Below are 14,907 nucleotides of genomic sequence, written 5' to 3'. Positions count from 1 at the left end.
TCGTTTCTCCTTACTGCGAAGCCGAGATGCCGAAGAGGTCAGCGGCGATGCCGAGGCCCTTTTCATTGGCAACTTTGAGCGTGCCTTCACCGATGATCACGCCCTTGTCGGCGTCACCAGTCTTCGCGACCTTCGTGTCTTCCTGGATCTTGCGGAGCCAGAGGAATTCAAGGAAGTCGGTATCGATGAAGAAGGCGTTACGGGCGAGCGCCGGCGTCGACTGGATGGTGCTGGGGTGAACCAGAACCTTGCCGAACGGGCCTTCGTAGAAGTCGGCCGTTGCCACCATGGTGTTGCGCTTGCCGCCTTCCGAGATGGAATACCGGAAGGAAGCGACGTTCGCGTCAGACATGAACTTGACGAACGTGGACTTGACGAAGGCAGAACCGACGACGTGCTTGAACTTCGCGCCGTTGTTGAAGCCCTGCTGCATCACGTTGTCGAGAATGTCTTTCGTGAAGGCGCGCTGCGTGCCATTCGTCGCCGGGACAGTGAAGCCGCCGACAAAGCCGCCGTTTGCACCACCAGCACCGCGGGAAACGTTGCTGACGATCCAGCTGGGCAGACCACCCATGCGACGGACAGCGCCGCCGACAGAGCCCTGGTTCGAAACGATGGCGTATTCGGTATCCTTGCGGATCTCGACGCCTTTTTTCGCCTTCTGGTACTTGCGCTTCTGCACCTTGCCGGCTTCGTCCACTTCTTCCTGCGTGCCAGAGATGATCCAGCTCTTGCGCAGAATCTGCGTATAGTTGCCGACACGGGCCGGGGGATCGACCTTGTCGAAGTCGTATTCTTCGCCTTCTTCACGGGCGTTTTCGCCGGGGGCAGCCAGGTCGTCGGTTTCCCATTCCGGGTGAACGGACTTGGTTTTGCCCTTCTCGATCATGGAATAGATCGGGGTGTCTTCCGGCGTGATGCGCGATACAACGTCGGAAAGCTCTTCGCGGTTACCGACCGCGTTCGTGGTGCGGACGGTGTTCGTAATGACTGCCATAACAGTTACCTCGGAGTAGTGGGTTCAAAAGGCCCGCTGCGATGTCCGATCAGAAGTCGATATTCATCGCGTCTTTGAGCGAGCCCGTTCGGGTCAGCTTCTCCATCGCATCCCTGTTCTTGCGGCTCTGCTGGGCGTTCTGGCCTTGGGCCTTGCGCGCCGGGGCAGCGGCAGGAGCATTGTTCACCTTTTCCAACGCCTTCTTCTTTGCAGCCTCGGCCTGCATGCCGAGCCGCGCATAATGGGCAAGCTTGAAATATCGGTGATCGGTCACATCGGCCATTTCGTCGTCGGTGAAACCCAACTGGCGCGCTGTGTCGAATGCTTCCTCGAAGAACTTTTCGCGCTCTTCCGGTTTGGCGGTCTGAGGGAATGCTTCAGCCAGGCGTTCGCTTTCCTGTCGAAGCATCTCATTGCGCTGTTCGCCGGTCAGCTGCTGAACGACGGCCTGAGGTTCGGCCCCCATCTGCAAAATCTGGTTCACGCGACCCATCGCGTTATCAAAGATTGCCTTCTGGCGGGTGTATTCAGTCGGGTTCTGGATCGCCAGGTCATGAGACGGTTCTGGCGGCAACTGGCTGGCAAGGAATTGCGCGAATGCGTTGGCCGTGTTGACCACGCGGGTGGATAGAGATTCCAGTTCCCGGCCGCGGTTGGCCGTTTCCTGGGTTTTGAGGCGGTAATCGCGCTCCCGCATGTAACCGAGCTTCAGTTCCTTGATCGGAACCTGCTCTCCGCCCTTGAGCGTTACAAGCGTTTCATCAAGTTCGGCGTCAGCACCGGTGTCATCGTTTCCGGTATCGGCGTCGTCTTCGTTTTCATCGCCTGCGGGGGCATCGGTCTCTTGGCTGTCGATCTCGTCTTCAGCCGCACCGGTCTCGTCTTCGATCCCGTCGCCACCTTGTTCCGAGTTGGCCTGATTTTCTTCTTCAGGCTCCCAGAAGTTCAGCGCGGAGGGGTTGTCGATATCCAAGGGTTCAACGGTTTTGCTCCCGCCGTCGGCCGGCAGGTTGGCACTATCGTTAATTGTCATGGTCTTTCCCTTATGGGGTTGGTCGCACCGGCGTTATGCGGGTGCTCGGTTCGCGCCAGCCTTTGCTTCCGCCGAAAGGTGGTTGAGCTTGCTGCGCAAATTTCTGATTGCGCGGGCTTCTGCGGCATAGCCGGCCCGCGTCTCGTGATCGGTCACCTTGGCGTTGATGCAGCCATTGATGGCCGCCGCCTCGATATCGTCCATCAGGAGATGAAACAGGGGATTGTCGAGCAGCGCGCGTGCAGCTGCCGTTTTTTCTTCATCCCTCATCCTGCCATACCTCCAAGCTGGACAGCCGTAACGCTCTGCCCGGTCAAGGCCTGCGCGACGTTCTGGCGCTGCTTCAACTGGATTTCCTGATCGATCTGGTACCGCTTCAGCTGATATTCCTGCTGCAGCTTCGCCATTTCGATCCGCTCGTTACTTTCGATTTTCTGCTGCTCGATCTTGGCGTCCATATCGGCCTTAGCCTGCTGTTGCTTCAGCTTCTCCATTTCAGGGTTCGGCTGATTGCTCTGCTGGGCGATGAGCTTGTTAATCTGGTCTTCCGTCGGCTCGGTGAAGAACTGATCGGTGGCGCGCATGCCCGATGCCTGAACCAGCTTGGTCAGCGCATTGAACATGTTCTTGGGCGTCACGAACGGGTTATTGACCGTCCCCAGCTGCGCCAGAATCTTCTCCTGAAGCCCGACAATCATCTGCATCATCATCATGTCACGCTCGCGCGTCCCAGCGCCAAGGCCGGTGTTCACGATGACATCCATGCCCGAGTTCCAGGGCTTGGGATCGAACGTCACCCACTTCTTGCGCAGGCGGACCATGCGGGGCTTGTCCTGATGCTTGATTGTAAGCTTCAGCAAACCCTTGAAGACTGGAACAAGGCCGCGTGCGATGGTGCGCGCCATGAGCTCGGTCTGGGCGATTCCGGCCTGCTCGACCATGGATGAAGCCTTGGCCGTGACGTTCTGCAGTGCATCAGGCGCAAGACCGCCCGCCGCGTCTGTTATGCCGGTGACATCCGCCATTTCGCGGTCGAAGTAATCCAGCATCTGGAAGGACTGCGCGCCGACGAACGGAACCTGAGTAAATCCCAGAGCCGCGCGAACATCGGTACCTGCACTGACGCGGATAGGCTTTCCAAAGGCAGGATTGAGCACCGCATCCGGGTTAACCACGGCCTGCTCATCAACGATCGGCTGGGCCTTGTTCTGCCAGTAGATGTTATCGAGCGTTTCCCGAAGAAGAACGGTCTTGACCTTCTGGCCTTCCATCGTGTCGTCTGCGATCGAGGAGCCTTCGCGCTGGTGCGGCCGGCGTTCCGAGATGATATCCGCAAACGGCACATCGTCCCATTCCTCGTTTTCGAGAAGATATTCCTCCTTGATCGCACCGGCATAGACCAGTCTGCGAAGCTCTGCGATACCATCGTCGTCGGCGTCATAACGAACATAGAGCTCGTAATACTCGACTTCCTGCATGGCCGTGGCAGCCGTTGCATTGTCATCGTTGATCAGATCCCGGCGGCGGGTGCTTTCTTCATCGTCTTGATCGCTTGTCGCCCCGGCAACCGGCAGGCTGTCGATCACGTCACGGTCATAACCCATCGCCACGAGGTCAGAACGACGCTGGCGCATGTTGATGCCCGTCAGCGGGCTCTCCTCGATGCAAAGCGCGTCAGGGTGAACAAGCAGCTGCTCGGGAGGAACGGCGCCAAGGCGTGTTCGTCCGTTCGTGAAGCGCTTCCTGATCTTGACGTCGTAAACGGTCGTGGGCGTCGGGCCCTGGCCTTCAATATCGACAATTTCGACGCGCTGGTCTTGCTCCAGCACCGTAACGTCGTCATCACCAATCAACTGCACCAGCGCCAATTCATCAAGGCCGGTGTGCTGCGTTACCTCAACCCTGTCCTTCTTTTCGTGCCACCAGCGGATGATGCCATTGCGGAGCTTGAGAGCATCATGGATCGCATCCTCGACAGCTTCGTATCCATCGCTCTCCGGAAAGACCACATTGCTGATATAGTCGGAAGCCTGTTCCGCATATTCCTCATCGCCTTCACCCATCGGCTGGAATTCGGCCACCTGGTCATTGCCAAGGATCGTGCGAATGAGCGACGGCAGCACCTTCTTGATGTGAGCGCGCACGTCGCGGGAAACGACCTTCGACCGGCCATCGATGACAGGCACGTCATCCATCTTGCCGTCGAAGTATTCCATCGCCTTGTCGCGGTCGATCGACAGTTCTTCGCGATAGCTTTCGCACTCTTTCACAAGGTGCGAGACAGCAGCCGTCAGCGCGCCATTCCGCTTGTCGTCTTGTGCTTCGGGCATTAGGCCACCTTCTGTTGCTTGAACTTGTCCCACTCGCCGTTTGGCTTGGGCGGCGTCTTGTAGCCGTCTGTGAATGTCATGAACCCGTCAGCGCCATGGCTGTGCGCGTCATGCCTTGGGTAACTGCGCCAAACGCTCAGCTTTTCGTCCCAATCACGGCTGTAGTTCTCCAAATGGATGATGCCCTGCGCCGCCCCCACTTCATCGAAGCAGCAGCTGGGCAGCTTTGCGCGAACACCCATGATGGAATTGATCTTGTCCGGGTTTCTCGTCACCGTCTCGAAGATGAAGCCCTGCTTGGCCGACATCGTCTTGATGGTCTCTGCCTGCCCTGCTGTCGTCGTCTGGCGGCGATGGTCAACGTCATGTGGCCCGTAGTGCTTTCCCCACCGTGCGCCGCGCTGTGCCGCCCATTTGTCGAGTAGGTTGAAATAGTGGCCGAGGCCCATACCGCTGTCTTCGAAGTACCCGGGGAACCGATGCTCTCCCGCTACCTCTTGATGCAGCCATATGGTCTGATTGTCGCCCAGACCAAAATCCCAGAAGGTATTGACGGCAATGTTCGGCACGAACGGGAAAGAACCAATCCGGCCCAGCTGGCGCAACGTGCGCATCTCCTTGCCGAAATAGGCGCCTTCCTTTGCAGCCCTGAAAGCTTCGTCAGGCGTGGACGGAAACTCTTTCCACATGTCCTCACCCTGTTCCGCTTTCTTGGCCACGTACCACCATTTCTGGGGCATCGAGAGCGTTATGCCGTGCTCCGCCTCCAGCCCTGCGAAATAGACCTCGTCCTCGTCAGTGATCAACGTGGGCTTACTCAACTGGTATGAGCCATCTTGCCACCAGGCGAAGAAATGGAACCTGTAATCCATGTCACCGGGTTCGCGGCCTGCATCAAGAATCTTCCGAGAAGCCTGCACTTTTTCGTAGAAGTCGCCGCCCCGCCCTTCAGCGGTGCTCTCGATGAAGCCAAGCTGCCCGGCGGCCAGGGTGTTGAGCGAACCAGACTTCACTTCCTTGGCCTTGTCGGGCGTCTTGGCGCAAATCTTCCCGTATTCGGAAATATGCAGAAAGTTCTTCGTGCCGGATCGCAGCGAAACGCCCACCTCGACGCCCGAGCCGTTGCTGAACTCTATCTCCGTCGAGTTGTCCGACACGATTTGAACCGTGCGCTGGATCGGGAGCGGCAGCTTTTCATAAGCGTACTTGATGCGCTCAAGCAGGTTTTGCGCGTTCTTCTTCGTGTCAGCGATCAGGCCTGCCGCGAAGTTCGAATTGAATATGCAACAGTCCAGCGCCAGCAGCAGAATGAAGGTCGAGAAACCCATCTGCCGCGCCTTGAGGATGATGTTCAGGTAATGAAGCTCATCCAGCAGCTTCTCCTGCGCCGGGTTCATCTGGAACAACACGACGTTGCCGTGCTTGTCCTTGATGTAATAGAGGTTATTCAAGCGCCAGCGGCGATCAGACCACTGCGCTATGATCTCCTCACTTAGTGCGGGTTCGCCCATCGATCGCCTTCATAAGCGCCATCACGCTGTCGCCAGCCTCAAGCGTCGTCTTCTGCTCGACATCGATCTTGTCGCCGTATTTCTTCGGGCGCATGCGAGCCGCAACCCATTTGCGCGTCTCGATCTGCAGCCGGCGATGCTCGGTCATGTCGAACGTGGTTTCTTCAAGCTTTCCGTCCGAAGTCCGCTTCGTTTTCTTGCCAATCTTCGGCTGATCGGCAATGTCGATCATCTCATCAACCAGCAAGTCAGCTTGAGATTCGCGTGCGCGCGCGTACTGGTCGCTAAACTCGCTGTTTGCTGCCAGCCATCTGAACACCGTCGCCTTGTTCGGCATGGCACTATTGCGGCAAATCCGGCGAAGGCTGAGACCGCTTGCAAGCCGATCACATATCGCGTCAGCAGTGGCTTGATTGAATTTCGTTGGCCTTCCCATGTCTTACTCTGCCTGCTCGTCTGCCATCAGGTGAAGGCGATGCAGAAGGCGGGACACCGAAGCGATGCGCCTATGTGCATCCTCTGTTGCTGTGAAGGATGAGACGACAGAACCGTCGACCTTTGCCGCCGACCAAGAGAGGTCAACAATCTCTCCCCGTTCGGCCATTGCGAGAACGCGCTTCGCTTCCTCTACGACTTCAGCCTTTGCTGACGCCTTCGTGTCCAGCACCCGAATTGTTGCCGCCATTGATGTCACCGTGCGTTGATCCGGTTTGCCTTGCTTTGCGCCCCCATATGCCAGGCGAAACACCTGTCGAGCGGACGGCGCATGGTTCTAAGCCGTGAGCAAGGCCTTGTTCCTCGTACCGGTTGACGAAGTCAGGATCGTCCGCTCGCCCATGAAGAGGTTAAAGCCCGAGCGCGAGAACCTTCGATAGACGCGAAAGCTCATCGTTGGCGCGGCGCAACTCGGATAGTGCACCATCGGCATTGTCTGCCAGATCGTTCACGACGCCTTGGCTGGTCGTTATGCCGCCGCCCCAATTATCGCGCGCTTCGCTTTCCGGCTTGGTACCGATCAGGTGATCGACCGTGACCCGAATACGGGCTGAGACCTCGCGCGCCTCTGCAAGCGCCATTGCGATGCGATCTACAGGGGTTCTGGAAGGAACGATTTCACCAGCGGTATTTGAAAGGCCGGAATAGTCCAGCCGGTCAAAGTGATTGTTCAGCGAACCGGCGATGTTATTCCTTGCCATTGTGTGGTCCATGGCCATGGTTCAGCCCTCCTTAAACCGGATAACGGCGAGCGTCATCGAGGACGGTCTGCACGATTGCTTCATGCGGCATGGAACCACCGTTGATGGCCTCAGCGTCTCTGAGCAACTGCGCAAGGCGATCCAAGCGAGGCCCTGCTGTCTGGTGGAGGAATTCCCGAAGTAGATAGCCCTCAAGCGCCCAAATTTTGTTTCGGGCATTGTCGCGCGCAATCTTGCGGCCGATCTCCTTGTCAAAGTTCTCAGGCGATGCGGCGGCGCTCTCGCCGGTCACGATATAGCCGTTGCGAAGCGTCAGCGCGCAGACGGTCAACGTGGTGCCGGGGAACACATGGTATTGCTCCGACTGGATGGCATCATCAATCAGCGCCGGCGTCAGCCGGGGAGCATTTAGGCCTTTGCGCTGGATTTCATTCTCGATCTGCTGTTCGTCCTTCATTTCAATCTTCCTTCTCAGCCTAAATAAAAACCCCGCCATTGCTGACGGGGTCGAAACGTGCCTGCCTACAGGCTTACGGATAAAACCGGCGATCAACCCGGCTGCCCTTGCGGGACTTGAGGACCAAGCCGAAGCTGGTCAACTGGAATGGGACAGGAAGGAACGGCCGAGCACGAACCCCAACCTTCACGAGCTATGCCCGCCTTCCTGATTTGCTGCGAGGGCCACACGCTACCGTGGCTTGATCGTCCGTTCATCTGCCTACCGAGGAGGTATCGCCCCCTTGATCGGAATTAGGCTGGTGAATTCAAGATGAATTGCCCATCCGATACCCGGGCCTACGATCACACCTTGATGCGCTTCTGCGTTTCAGCGCCGCCTCGCATTCCGTTGCCCTGTTGGGCGAATATGGAGCAGAGTGGCGGGATCGCACCGCCAGCTTAACCGAGTGTCGCAGGAAGGCTGATCAATTCCCACCGCTCTACCGATATACCCGACTAGGGTTCTGCTTAATCGCATGCCGAGCGCCAAACACTCGGATTACTCTACACCCTTGCGGGGAGGACGGCCTTGGCTGATTACCGCGTCGTCATGCGAACTGAAAAAGCCGCCCAGCATAACCGGACGGCTTAAAAAGCGAACTGTATTCGTATTTACGCTTGACGAATGCGAACACAGTTCGTAAAACATAATTACCGAAGCAATCAAGCTTCGGGGACTAGGAGGCACCCATGAGCGTCAAGCTCAGCATCCAAGTCCGGTTCGGAAAATGGCGACTGACAATCACCATTAGCCGCTAACTGGGGGCCGGGAGGAACTTGCACTTCCTTCCGGTTCCCAAGATACTAACCCAGGAAGGTTAAATCAATGGAAACCGAAAACGCGCCTTCGATTATGTCAGCCGACGAGCTTACCCATCTCCGCAAGCAGTCGAAGATGACGCAAGCCGAAATGGCAGAAGCTCTCGGCATCACGCTTCGCGGATATCAAAAGCTCGAGGCTGGCGACAGCCCTATAAAGCTCCACTATGCCAAGGCCGCGCAGTTCACCGTCATCGAACGTATTGCCGACGGCGTGCCCAGCGATGACGCCGCCATCAACGACCTTGTTCTTCGCGCTTGGAGGCAGATCGAGTTCCGCGAGCAAGCCAAGTGGGGCAGCACCAACGGCGGCTTCCAGCGCACTGTTGGGGGCATGAACCCTTCAAACGAAAAATAAGCCTCCATCTGCCTGCTTTGTTCCTGCCGCTGTTTCCCCGGGCGTCCATGTGTCCCAGGCTGTGGCTTTAACCCGGCTTAGTCCCGTTTAGGGCGCCGGGCGCGGCTCTCCGTCTCCCGAGAGGACAAGGCCCGAAGGCCACCTTGCGGCTACAACACTACTCTGGGCAGTGGCGTCTCCAGTCGGGATTTCTCAATCTACGCCGCGCCCGGTGTCCCGGTGTTCGAATTCTCCGCGGAGAAGGGTCGATTGCGGCCTACCGTTCGGCACGCTCCAGAAGCTGCCGGCGGCGTTCGTTGCGCCATTGGGCATAAGCGAGGTTATCAGCCCTCACCTTTTCCTTCTGGCCAGTAACCTCATCGTCTCGCCAGTCCGTGGCGCATTTCTTTGAATTTACCGTTGTTGATGCGTGTTCTATGCCGGTTTCCGTCACGCCGTCCAGCGCCACTGTCAACCGGATTTGATGCTTTTGGTTGAGATTGTCTGCAATTCGTTGACAATACGACTGAATTCGGCGTTCGAAAGTACTTCTCGAAATACCGATTTTTCGCAGATAGGCCTCAAGGTACATCCCTTTTCGGATTTTGATGAACGAATACTCGTAAATCATCTTCCGCCCTTCCTCATCGAGATAGGCGTTAATCCAGTCCCAGACCTGATGCATCCGGCTTATCGCACCGGCCGACGGCGGAGCGCGGCGAACGTTATGCTCGCTCTCACCGAACGCGCCAACCATCTCATGCAGCACCGATGCCATGGCGCCGGTCTTCAGACCCGGCCCGGCGTCGGCAGGAGAGGCGCGCAGCGTGTGCGCGGCCTCGATGATTTGCGCCCGCACCTGCTCATATGTCCATTCCGCAAATACCGTCATGCTGCCGCTCCTCGATATGGCCAGAGGCCGAAATGCATTCTCAGGGCTCCAAGGATCTCGTCGCTTGCAGCCATTCCATATTTCGTTGACGTCAATCGAGCGCCACGACGCACGGCGCTCAGATCTATTTGATTGAAGTCGGCCACCAGCGACGGCCGGCGGGTCAACTCCGGGTTCGCCGCGAGCAGGCGGGACACTGCCTTGATGACATCGGCATAGAGCTCGCCGGCGTTGCTCTGGTTGCCGGTGATAAGCATCAGGACGAGGCGCAGGTGATCTTCACCATGGCGCTGGCCAATTTCGCGCACCGTGGGCTTGCAGAAGCATTCGCGCCCCTTGCGACTGGTCGGGCTGTGGTGCCGCCAGTCGCGCAGGATGACGCCGCATTCTCGGGCCACCTTGAAGATGTTGATGGTATGCTTCACACCGCCCCCATGATCTGGCGATAGCGTTCGTCCAATTCGTTACCGGCTGAATTTTGAGCCCGTTCGACAAACAGTTCGCGGCCTTGCTCGGCCAGTGCGTCGGCGCGTTCGTTTCCGATGACACCGACATGGCCCTTGACCCACTTGATTGAAATACGGCTCACGGGCGTATTTGAAAGCGCCCTGTCTATCGCCTGCCATAGGTCTAGGTTCTTGATGCCTCCCTCGTCACGCTTAGGGCTTTCAGGTTTCTTCTTGTTCCAGCCCCGCGCTTTCCACGTCTTCAGCCAGACATTTGCGCCCTCGACGCAGTATTGGCTGTCACACCATATCGTCGCCGGGTGTTCTCCATCGCTGTAGGCCTCAGCCATTTCGATAGCCGTCAACAGCCCCATCAATTCCATTTGGTTGTTCGTAGTCTCGGCGTTGCCGCCATGCGACGAGGCGCATTCGATCCCGTCACGATAGACCACCACCCCCCAGCCACCTATGCCAGGATTGGGGATAGATGCCCCGTCGCAGAATATATGGACACCTTCAGCAAAGACTTGCGGACTGAAATCCGGCTTATTCCGCTTTAGGTTTGCGTAAGGCGATTTTTGCTTACGTTTCTTGCCCTTCGGCGCTGAAGGTGTTGCCGTCATGGCAATCCCTTTTTCAGTGACAGCCTTCTGGATGAGAAATAGCGTCGATGTCATGTCGGCACCCTTGTCGGGGAACTTGACGCGGGTGCCAAGCAGCTGCTGCGCCATGAAGGCCGCCTGACGCGCAGAGACGAAAGCGCGGGTGTCAGCGCCTTGACCTTTGAGATAGTCGCGCAGCGGGTACAGGGAGGGTGGGAAGGTGTATATCATGCAACGCCTCCATCGTTGTGTTGTACGCCCAGCGCCGCACCAACATGGCAGCCGCAAAGGCCGAGTTTGATGCAGTCGTCGGCGCACTGATCCCACGGTTGGCCGTTCGCAGGGCGTGGGCATCCGGTTTCTTTCAGCGTTTCCTCAAGAAGCTTGATGCGCCTGGCCAACGCGATACGGGTCTTGATAATATCGATCAGGATCATAGCGACACCTTTTGCGTGGCGCGGCTCTTTTCCCTTTTGCGAAGCTCTCCCAAAATCATCATGTAGAGGCCGATGGAGGCCGCCGCGATGGCGATAAATACTGGGAACAATCCGGACGGGAGGTCGAAGGCCACTATCATGTAAGCGATGCCGAACAGGACAACTGCGGCGGCAATGAGCAAAAGAGCGAGAAGCGCGGCGGCTTTGAGATAGATCATCACGCAGCCCCCACGAGACTAAGCTTCGGCTTCTTGATTTCGATTAGCTTGCTACTCGCCTTGTCCGCCACCGCCTGATACCGCAACGCGTCTTTCTCGGCGTAGCGCTTCAGGGCGAGACTTTCCCGAGCGAGAAGCGACAGCGCGTCTTCAATGAGATATCTCGGGGTACCGTCCGGTTGCGCCGCTATAATTTCGTCATACGTCATGTGCCGAGACTTACCGTCTTCGGTCGGCGTGCGAGGCGGATACTCGAAATCTTTCGCGAGCCTCTTGACCCGGGACTGATAAGCTTTTGTCCTGCGATTGTAGCTCATGCCACCTTCCTCGTCTTTTTGGTCTTCCGGAACCATGTGATGGCAAGCGCCTTCCAGAACGGCCATTTGTGGGTTAGCGCCAGCTGCTTGGCGGCGTCGTGATCTGCGAACCAGTCGGCGGCAATCGCGGCTGTCAGGTTCTCGGCGTTGATGTCGTGGCAATATTCCTCGTCGGTCAGCAGCAACTCGACGGCCTTGATTTGGGGCGTAACGATCGGCGCCATCTCGGCCTTCGTCAGAACCTCAAGGATGATGCGGGCTTTCATCGCGCCTCGCTTGTCGACCAGCTGGGAAATCGCATTGATTGCCACCGTGTCGCCCGGCTCGAAATTTTTGGTAGAGAAGCGCAAGATACGGACGCCAGCGCGTTCACATACCTGGGCGACAGTCTGGGCATCCACGTCGCCGGCGATAAGCGACGAGTGATGAAGCTGCAAAGCCGTGACCGCCAGCCGATTGGTGTTCTGGCCGACGAAGGCGGCGGCTTGTGCTGCAGTCTCCTTTGCCTCGTGGATCATCACCGGGATCTCGGTAACGCCCGGATGGCTGGCGGCGGCAATCGCCGTGTGTTGACCGTCGAAGACCTTGAGAACCGTCTGGCCGCAATGGATCGCATAGGCGCACGCCGGCGGCTTGAACTTGTTCCAATCCCAGCTTTCGATAATGCGCCGGATTTGCTTCAGGCCGCGTTCGCCAATGGAGCGCTGATACATGGGATCGACAAACAAAGATGCAGGATCGACGCTCATGCAGATAGGCTCGATGTTCTCGGGCTCGTCTATATCAAGGCCCGTAGTGCTGACCGGCTTCACTGGCCGCAGTGTGTCGACGGATCGCAGTTCGCCCGACATGATGCGCGTGTTCACTGCGCTGATGGCGAGCTTCACATGCGCGTCTTGGGCCGAAGGAAACTCGGCGGCGATGATTGTTGCTACACGCTCCGCGGTCGCGTCGTCACTCTCCGGAAGGCCGCGCTTCTGCAATTCCTCGACCACGCGGTCGGCAATGGTGTGGAAATCGGTCATTCACTCCTCCCGAAAATTTCAGGGAAGCAACGGTGAACGCGATTTAGGCCCTTAGCTCTTTCTCTTTGCGCGAACTTCTCGACGCGGCGAAACATCTCCTCATGGATACGGTCTCCAACGCCGTCACCAATGGCGCATAGCTTATCGCGCAGATGTATTCCGCCAGCTTCGGTTCGGAATGCTCGGATCACATTGAAGCGCGGCAAGCGCTCACCAGCGTTGATGTATTTGTTTGAGCCGAGAACAGTGAAGGTCTTCGGCTTCACCTGGTCGACTTGCATAACGAAGAACTCTTCTTCCTCGTCCCAATTTTCCATCCAGTGACGGAACGCGTATGTTTCAAGCTTCCGGGACATCGTGATGTCATCGTGCAACCCGTAAGGCTTGTGAAATGACAGAACCCACTGGCCCGGTTCGATATGTACAAGCTCGGTCATATGGCACCCATTGTTTCGTCATTCCAATCCGTGCCGAGGCAGGGAGGGATATGAACTTCGATTGTGAAACCTTGCTGCTTGAGGCGCTTCGCCAGCACGAAGGCAGCGGCCTGCCCGGTGAAGCTCCTGTCGTTGTCGCCAAACACGAACACATGGCTCGCGCCTTCAGGCGGCACCCACTTTTCGAGATTGTTCGCGGTCAGGGCCGCCCAGACCGGCACGCCGAATTTCTGGCCCGCGGCCAGCGCCGTTTCGATGCCTTCTGCTATGCCGATCGCTTCCGCAACTGGCGCCAGGCGAACGGCCGAGCCGTCCGGCAGCGTACCCATGATCTTGCGGGGAGACGGGACCGGCGCTTTCCGTCCGTCTGGCGTGAGATATGTTCGATGCACACCGCAGGGCCGACCGTCTGACGCTTGGATGAGCGACAGCATCGCCGGCAGGCGGCCATGAAACTCGCCGTCTTCCAGATACATGACGCGATCATGGTGCCGGATCGATCGGGGCAGGATATCCAGCGAAAGCCCACGGTTCCGAAAATGACTGGCGGTCGCCGTCGTTTCGGCAATACCTGCGCCTTCATTCCAGAGTGCCTTTGCCTTGATCAGCACGTTTTCGGATGATGGTCGGGCTGCTGGCTGCGACCGCTGGACGGTCGGCATGGCAGTTTCGATCAGCTTGCAGGCGTGGGCATAATCCAGCCCCGTGGCCTTTTGCAGAAGATGGATGCCATAGCCCGCGCCGCACTGGTTGCAGATGTACGATCCCGAGCCGCCCTTATCATCGAAGCGGAATCGGTCGACGCCGTCCTTGCAGATCGGGCAAGGTCCTTTTTTGCCAGTGAGGAAGCTTTCGGAAATCCCGGCGTGAGCAAGAATGCCGCGCCACTTTCCTTTCGTTTGTTCGATAAGGTCGCGGCTCATCGCGTGACCTCGTCTTCGATAGGCCAGTCGGGATAGAGCTCACCCGTCTCAACATCATAACCATGAGAGAAGCTGTCTCCCCTATACGTATCCTCTTGAGCTTCCAGTTCGTGGTTATGTTCTGATGTGTTTACATCCTCCCTCTTCCATCCTCCATCCTCCATCTGTTTTGGTTCTCTCTTACCAGTACGCGACCGTTCCTTGACTGGTACCGGAGCGGTATAAGAAAGAGCGACGTATGAACGGAGATTTTCCGGTAACGGGTGAATATCGTTCGGCTTCTGCGGGCGTTGGTATTTTCGGAAGTTCCGGATCGCGCCATAGGTCTTTCCGTCAGCAACGAAGCTGCAAACGATGTTCGCAGCGCTCAGTTCAGCCAGCCAGCCAGCCATCATGTCGATGTCGAAAGCGTCAGCCGGGAAGATGCGCATTTTCAGCGACAGGGGCTTCCATTCGAACACGCCCTTATCATCAGCTTCAGTCCACAGACCGATCACCAGCAGGCGAGCTGTGACCGAGCAGGACACGAAAGCCTCATCTGAAAATATCGGCGGGTGGATGCTGCGAATACGGGCCATTAAGAAGCCCTCTTGCCCTCTGGCGGGGGAGCCAGAACAAGCTGCATGAGAAGTTTCTGGTAGGGCTTGCCGATCTTCGCGCCGAGTTCGAACTTCGAGATGCGCGCCTGGGAGACGCCGAGGTAGTCGGCCAGCTGGGTCTGCGACCAGCCGCGGCCTTTACGCAGCTTCTTGAGATATTCCCCGTCAATGGGGGGCAATTCACTCACTTTGAGCCTCCATGATTTGTGTTGAGAGGAGGTCACTATGCGTTAAGTATATTTTCAATTCAACAAATTATTACGCGTTACGTATATTTTTCTGTGCTATAC

General features: G+C 57.5%; 21 protein-coding genes. 1 reads left to right on the top strand and 20 read right to left on the bottom strand.

Going from position 1 to position 14,907, the window contains the following annotated elements; all coding sequences use genetic code 11:
- Nucleotides 1–10 precede the first annotated feature (10 nt).
- The 9 genes from JZY08_RS00740 to JZY08_RS00700 all read right to left on the bottom strand — a co-directional run bounded on the left by JZY08_RS00740 (nucleotide 11) and on the right by JZY08_RS00700 (nucleotide 7,524).
- Entirely contained in the window at nucleotides 11–997 is a 987-nt protein-coding gene (locus JZY08_RS00740) for a DUF5309 domain-containing protein (RefSeq protein ID WP_062654316.1), read from the bottom strand.
- 49 nt (nucleotides 998–1,046) lie between these two features.
- Nucleotides 1,047–2,030, bottom strand: a complete 984-nt coding sequence (locus JZY08_RS00735; RefSeq protein ID WP_216330652.1) for a hypothetical protein — start codon at nucleotides 2,028–2,030, stop codon at nucleotides 1,047–1,049.
- A 33-nt stretch (nucleotides 2,031–2,063) separates the two neighbouring features.
- Complete coding sequence (locus tag JZY08_RS00730) at nucleotides 2,064–2,300, bottom strand: hypothetical protein (protein ID WP_216330651.1); 237 nt, start codon at nucleotides 2,298–2,300, stop codon at nucleotides 2,064–2,066.
- Complete coding sequence (locus tag JZY08_RS00725) at nucleotides 2,297–4,360, bottom strand: phage portal protein (protein ID WP_216330650.1); 2,064 nt, start codon at nucleotides 4,358–4,360, stop codon at nucleotides 2,297–2,299. The genes JZY08_RS00730 and JZY08_RS00725 overlap by 4 nt, the downstream gene beginning before the upstream one ends.
- Nucleotides 4,360–5,871: a terminase gene (locus JZY08_RS00720; protein ID WP_156394011.1), complete on the bottom strand. Its 1,512-nt coding sequence runs from the start codon at nucleotides 5,869–5,871 to the stop codon at nucleotides 4,360–4,362. The genes JZY08_RS00725 and JZY08_RS00720 overlap by 1 nt, the downstream gene beginning before the upstream one ends.
- Nucleotides 5,849–6,307, bottom strand: coding sequence for a hypothetical protein (locus JZY08_RS00715; RefSeq protein ID WP_052817014.1), 459 nt, complete (start codon nucleotides 6,305–6,307; stop codon nucleotides 5,849–5,851). Before JZY08_RS00715 ends, JZY08_RS00720 begins: the two co-directional genes overlap by 23 nt.
- Before the next feature lie 3 nt (nucleotides 6,308–6,310).
- Nucleotides 6,311–6,556, bottom strand: coding sequence for a hypothetical protein (locus tag JZY08_RS00710; protein WP_062654311.1), 246 nt, complete (start codon nucleotides 6,554–6,556; stop codon nucleotides 6,311–6,313).
- A 160-nt stretch (nucleotides 6,557–6,716) separates the two neighbouring features.
- Nucleotides 6,717–7,085, bottom strand: a complete 369-nt coding sequence (locus tag JZY08_RS00705; RefSeq protein WP_062654310.1) for a hypothetical protein — start codon at nucleotides 7,083–7,085, stop codon at nucleotides 6,717–6,719.
- 13 nt (nucleotides 7,086–7,098) lie between these two features.
- Nucleotides 7,099–7,524 carry a Gp49 family protein gene (locus JZY08_RS00700; RefSeq protein WP_200960478.1) on the bottom strand — a complete coding sequence of 142 codons (426 nt, stop codon included), beginning with the start codon at nucleotides 7,522–7,524 and terminating at the stop codon, nucleotides 7,099–7,101.
- A gap of 867 nt (nucleotides 7,525–8,391) precedes the next feature.
- On the opposite strand from JZY08_RS00700, the gene JZY08_RS00695 reads away from it, so the two are divergent.
- Nucleotides 8,392–8,742, top strand: coding sequence for a helix-turn-helix domain-containing protein (locus JZY08_RS00695; RefSeq protein ID WP_062654309.1), 351 nt, complete (start codon nucleotides 8,392–8,394; stop codon nucleotides 8,740–8,742).
- A 256-nt stretch (nucleotides 8,743–8,998) separates the two neighbouring features.
- On the opposite strand, the gene JZY08_RS00690 is transcribed toward JZY08_RS00695, so the two are convergent.
- From JZY08_RS00690 to JZY08_RS00640, 11 genes are read right to left on the bottom strand one after another with little or no spacing between them, the layout of a single operon-like run.
- Entirely contained in the window at nucleotides 8,999–9,613 is a 615-nt protein-coding gene (locus JZY08_RS00690) for a DUF6362 family protein (protein WP_062654308.1), read from the bottom strand.
- Nucleotides 9,610–10,038 (bottom strand): hypothetical protein, encoded by a 429-nt coding sequence (locus JZY08_RS00685; RefSeq protein WP_062654307.1) that lies wholly within the window; start codon nucleotides 10,036–10,038, stop codon nucleotides 9,610–9,612. The genes JZY08_RS00690 and JZY08_RS00685 overlap by 4 nt, the downstream gene beginning before the upstream one ends.
- A complete protein-coding gene (locus JZY08_RS00680) occupies nucleotides 10,035–10,892 on the bottom strand; it encodes a ribonuclease H (protein WP_062654306.1) in 858 nt (285 codons plus the stop codon). Before JZY08_RS00680 ends, JZY08_RS00685 begins: the two co-directional genes overlap by 4 nt.
- Nucleotides 10,889–11,098, bottom strand: coding sequence for a hypothetical protein (locus JZY08_RS00675; protein WP_062654305.1), 210 nt, complete (start codon nucleotides 11,096–11,098; stop codon nucleotides 10,889–10,891). Before JZY08_RS00675 ends, JZY08_RS00680 begins: the two co-directional genes overlap by 4 nt.
- Nucleotides 11,095–11,316 (bottom strand): hypothetical protein, encoded by a 222-nt coding sequence (locus JZY08_RS00670; RefSeq protein ID WP_062654304.1) that lies wholly within the window; start codon nucleotides 11,314–11,316, stop codon nucleotides 11,095–11,097. The genes JZY08_RS00675 and JZY08_RS00670 overlap by 4 nt, the downstream gene beginning before the upstream one ends.
- On the bottom strand, nucleotides 11,316–11,633 hold the full coding sequence (locus JZY08_RS00665) for a hypothetical protein (protein ID WP_062654303.1): 318 nt from the start codon (nucleotides 11,631–11,633) through the stop codon (nucleotides 11,316–11,318). The genes JZY08_RS00670 and JZY08_RS00665 overlap by 1 nt, the downstream gene beginning before the upstream one ends.
- The gene (locus JZY08_RS00660) at nucleotides 11,630–12,658 is read right to left on the bottom strand and encodes a DUF6551 family protein (RefSeq protein WP_216330649.1); all 1,029 of its coding nucleotides are present in this window, start codon (nucleotides 12,656–12,658) and stop codon (nucleotides 11,630–11,632) included. The genes JZY08_RS00665 and JZY08_RS00660 overlap by 4 nt, the downstream gene beginning before the upstream one ends.
- Complete coding sequence (locus tag JZY08_RS00655; protein WP_062654301.1) at nucleotides 12,655–13,095, bottom strand: hypothetical protein; 441 nt, start codon at nucleotides 13,093–13,095, stop codon at nucleotides 12,655–12,657. Before JZY08_RS00655 ends, JZY08_RS00660 begins: the two co-directional genes overlap by 4 nt.
- The gene (locus JZY08_RS00650; protein WP_216330648.1) at nucleotides 13,092–14,018 is read right to left on the bottom strand and encodes a toprim domain-containing protein; all 927 of its coding nucleotides are present in this window, start codon (nucleotides 14,016–14,018) and stop codon (nucleotides 13,092–13,094) included. The genes JZY08_RS00655 and JZY08_RS00650 overlap by 4 nt, the downstream gene beginning before the upstream one ends.
- Nucleotides 14,015–14,596, bottom strand: a complete 582-nt coding sequence (locus tag JZY08_RS00645; protein ID WP_216330647.1) for a hypothetical protein — start codon at nucleotides 14,594–14,596, stop codon at nucleotides 14,015–14,017. The genes JZY08_RS00650 and JZY08_RS00645 overlap by 4 nt, the downstream gene beginning before the upstream one ends.
- A complete protein-coding gene (locus JZY08_RS00640) occupies nucleotides 14,596–14,805 on the bottom strand; it encodes a helix-turn-helix domain-containing protein (protein WP_216330646.1) in 210 nt (69 codons plus the stop codon). Before JZY08_RS00640 ends, JZY08_RS00645 begins: the two co-directional genes overlap by 1 nt.
- Nucleotides 14,806–14,907 lie beyond the last annotated feature (102 nt).

The sequence above is a fragment of the Rhizobium sp. X9 genome (assembly GCF_018873185.1).
In the GTDB taxonomy this organism is placed as follows: Bacteria; Pseudomonadota; Alphaproteobacteria; order Rhizobiales; family Rhizobiaceae; genus Agrobacterium; species Agrobacterium oryzihabitans.
Note: the sequence above shows the minus strand (reverse complement) of the source record. Positions and strands in the feature narration are given on the sequence as shown.

Excerpts from the sequence above, each read along its gene's own strand:
- JZY08_RS00740 (WP_062654316.1), bottom strand. The coding sequence starts at position 997 with ATGGCAGTCATTACGAACACCGTCCGCACCACGAACGCGGTCGGTAAC.
- JZY08_RS00735 (WP_216330652.1), bottom strand. The coding sequence starts at position 2,030 with ATGACAATTAACGATAGTGCCAACCTGCCGGCCGACGGCGGGAGCAAA.
- JZY08_RS00730 (WP_216330651.1), bottom strand. The coding sequence starts at position 2,300 with ATGAGGGATGAAGAAAAAACGGCAGCTGCACGCGCGCTGCTCGACAAT.
- JZY08_RS00725 (WP_216330650.1), bottom strand. The coding sequence starts at position 4,360 with ATGCCCGAAGCACAAGACGACAAGCGGAATGGCGCGCTGACGGCTGCT.
- JZY08_RS00720 (WP_156394011.1), bottom strand. The coding sequence starts at position 5,871 with ATGGGCGAACCCGCACTAAGTGAGGAGATCATAGCGCAGTGGTCTGAT.
- JZY08_RS00715 (WP_052817014.1), bottom strand. The coding sequence starts at position 6,307 with ATGGGAAGGCCAACGAAATTCAATCAAGCCACTGCTGACGCGATATGT.
- JZY08_RS00710 (WP_062654311.1), bottom strand. The coding sequence starts at position 6,556 with ATGGCGGCAACAATTCGGGTGCTGGACACGAAGGCGTCAGCAAAGGCT.
- JZY08_RS00705 (WP_062654310.1), bottom strand. The coding sequence starts at position 7,085 with ATGGCCATGGACCACACAATGGCAAGGAATAACATCGCCGGTTCGCTG.
- JZY08_RS00700 (WP_200960478.1), bottom strand. The coding sequence starts at position 7,524 with ATGAAGGACGAACAGCAGATCGAGAATGAAATCCAGCGCAAAGGCCTA.
- JZY08_RS00695 (WP_062654309.1), top strand. The coding sequence starts at position 8,392 with ATGGAAACCGAAAACGCGCCTTCGATTATGTCAGCCGACGAGCTTACC.
- JZY08_RS00690 (WP_062654308.1), bottom strand. The coding sequence starts at position 9,613 with ATGACGGTATTTGCGGAATGGACATATGAGCAGGTGCGGGCGCAAATC.
- JZY08_RS00680 (WP_062654306.1), bottom strand. The coding sequence starts at position 10,892 with ATGATATACACCTTCCCACCCTCCCTGTACCCGCTGCGCGACTATCTC.
- JZY08_RS00675 (WP_062654305.1), bottom strand. The coding sequence starts at position 11,098 with ATGATCCTGATCGATATTATCAAGACCCGTATCGCGTTGGCCAGGCGC.
- JZY08_RS00670 (WP_062654304.1), bottom strand. The coding sequence starts at position 11,316 with ATGATCTATCTCAAAGCCGCCGCGCTTCTCGCTCTTTTGCTCATTGCC.
- JZY08_RS00665 (WP_062654303.1), bottom strand. The coding sequence starts at position 11,633 with ATGAGCTACAATCGCAGGACAAAAGCTTATCAGTCCCGGGTCAAGAGG.
- JZY08_RS00660 (WP_216330649.1), bottom strand. The coding sequence starts at position 12,658 with ATGACCGATTTCCACACCATTGCCGACCGCGTGGTCGAGGAATTGCAG.
- JZY08_RS00655 (WP_062654301.1), bottom strand. The coding sequence starts at position 13,095 with ATGACCGAGCTTGTACATATCGAACCGGGCCAGTGGGTTCTGTCATTT.
- JZY08_RS00650 (WP_216330648.1), bottom strand. The coding sequence starts at position 14,018 with ATGAGCCGCGACCTTATCGAACAAACGAAAGGAAAGTGGCGCGGCATT.
- JZY08_RS00645 (WP_216330647.1), bottom strand. The coding sequence starts at position 14,596 with ATGGCCCGTATTCGCAGCATCCACCCGCCGATATTTTCAGATGAGGCT.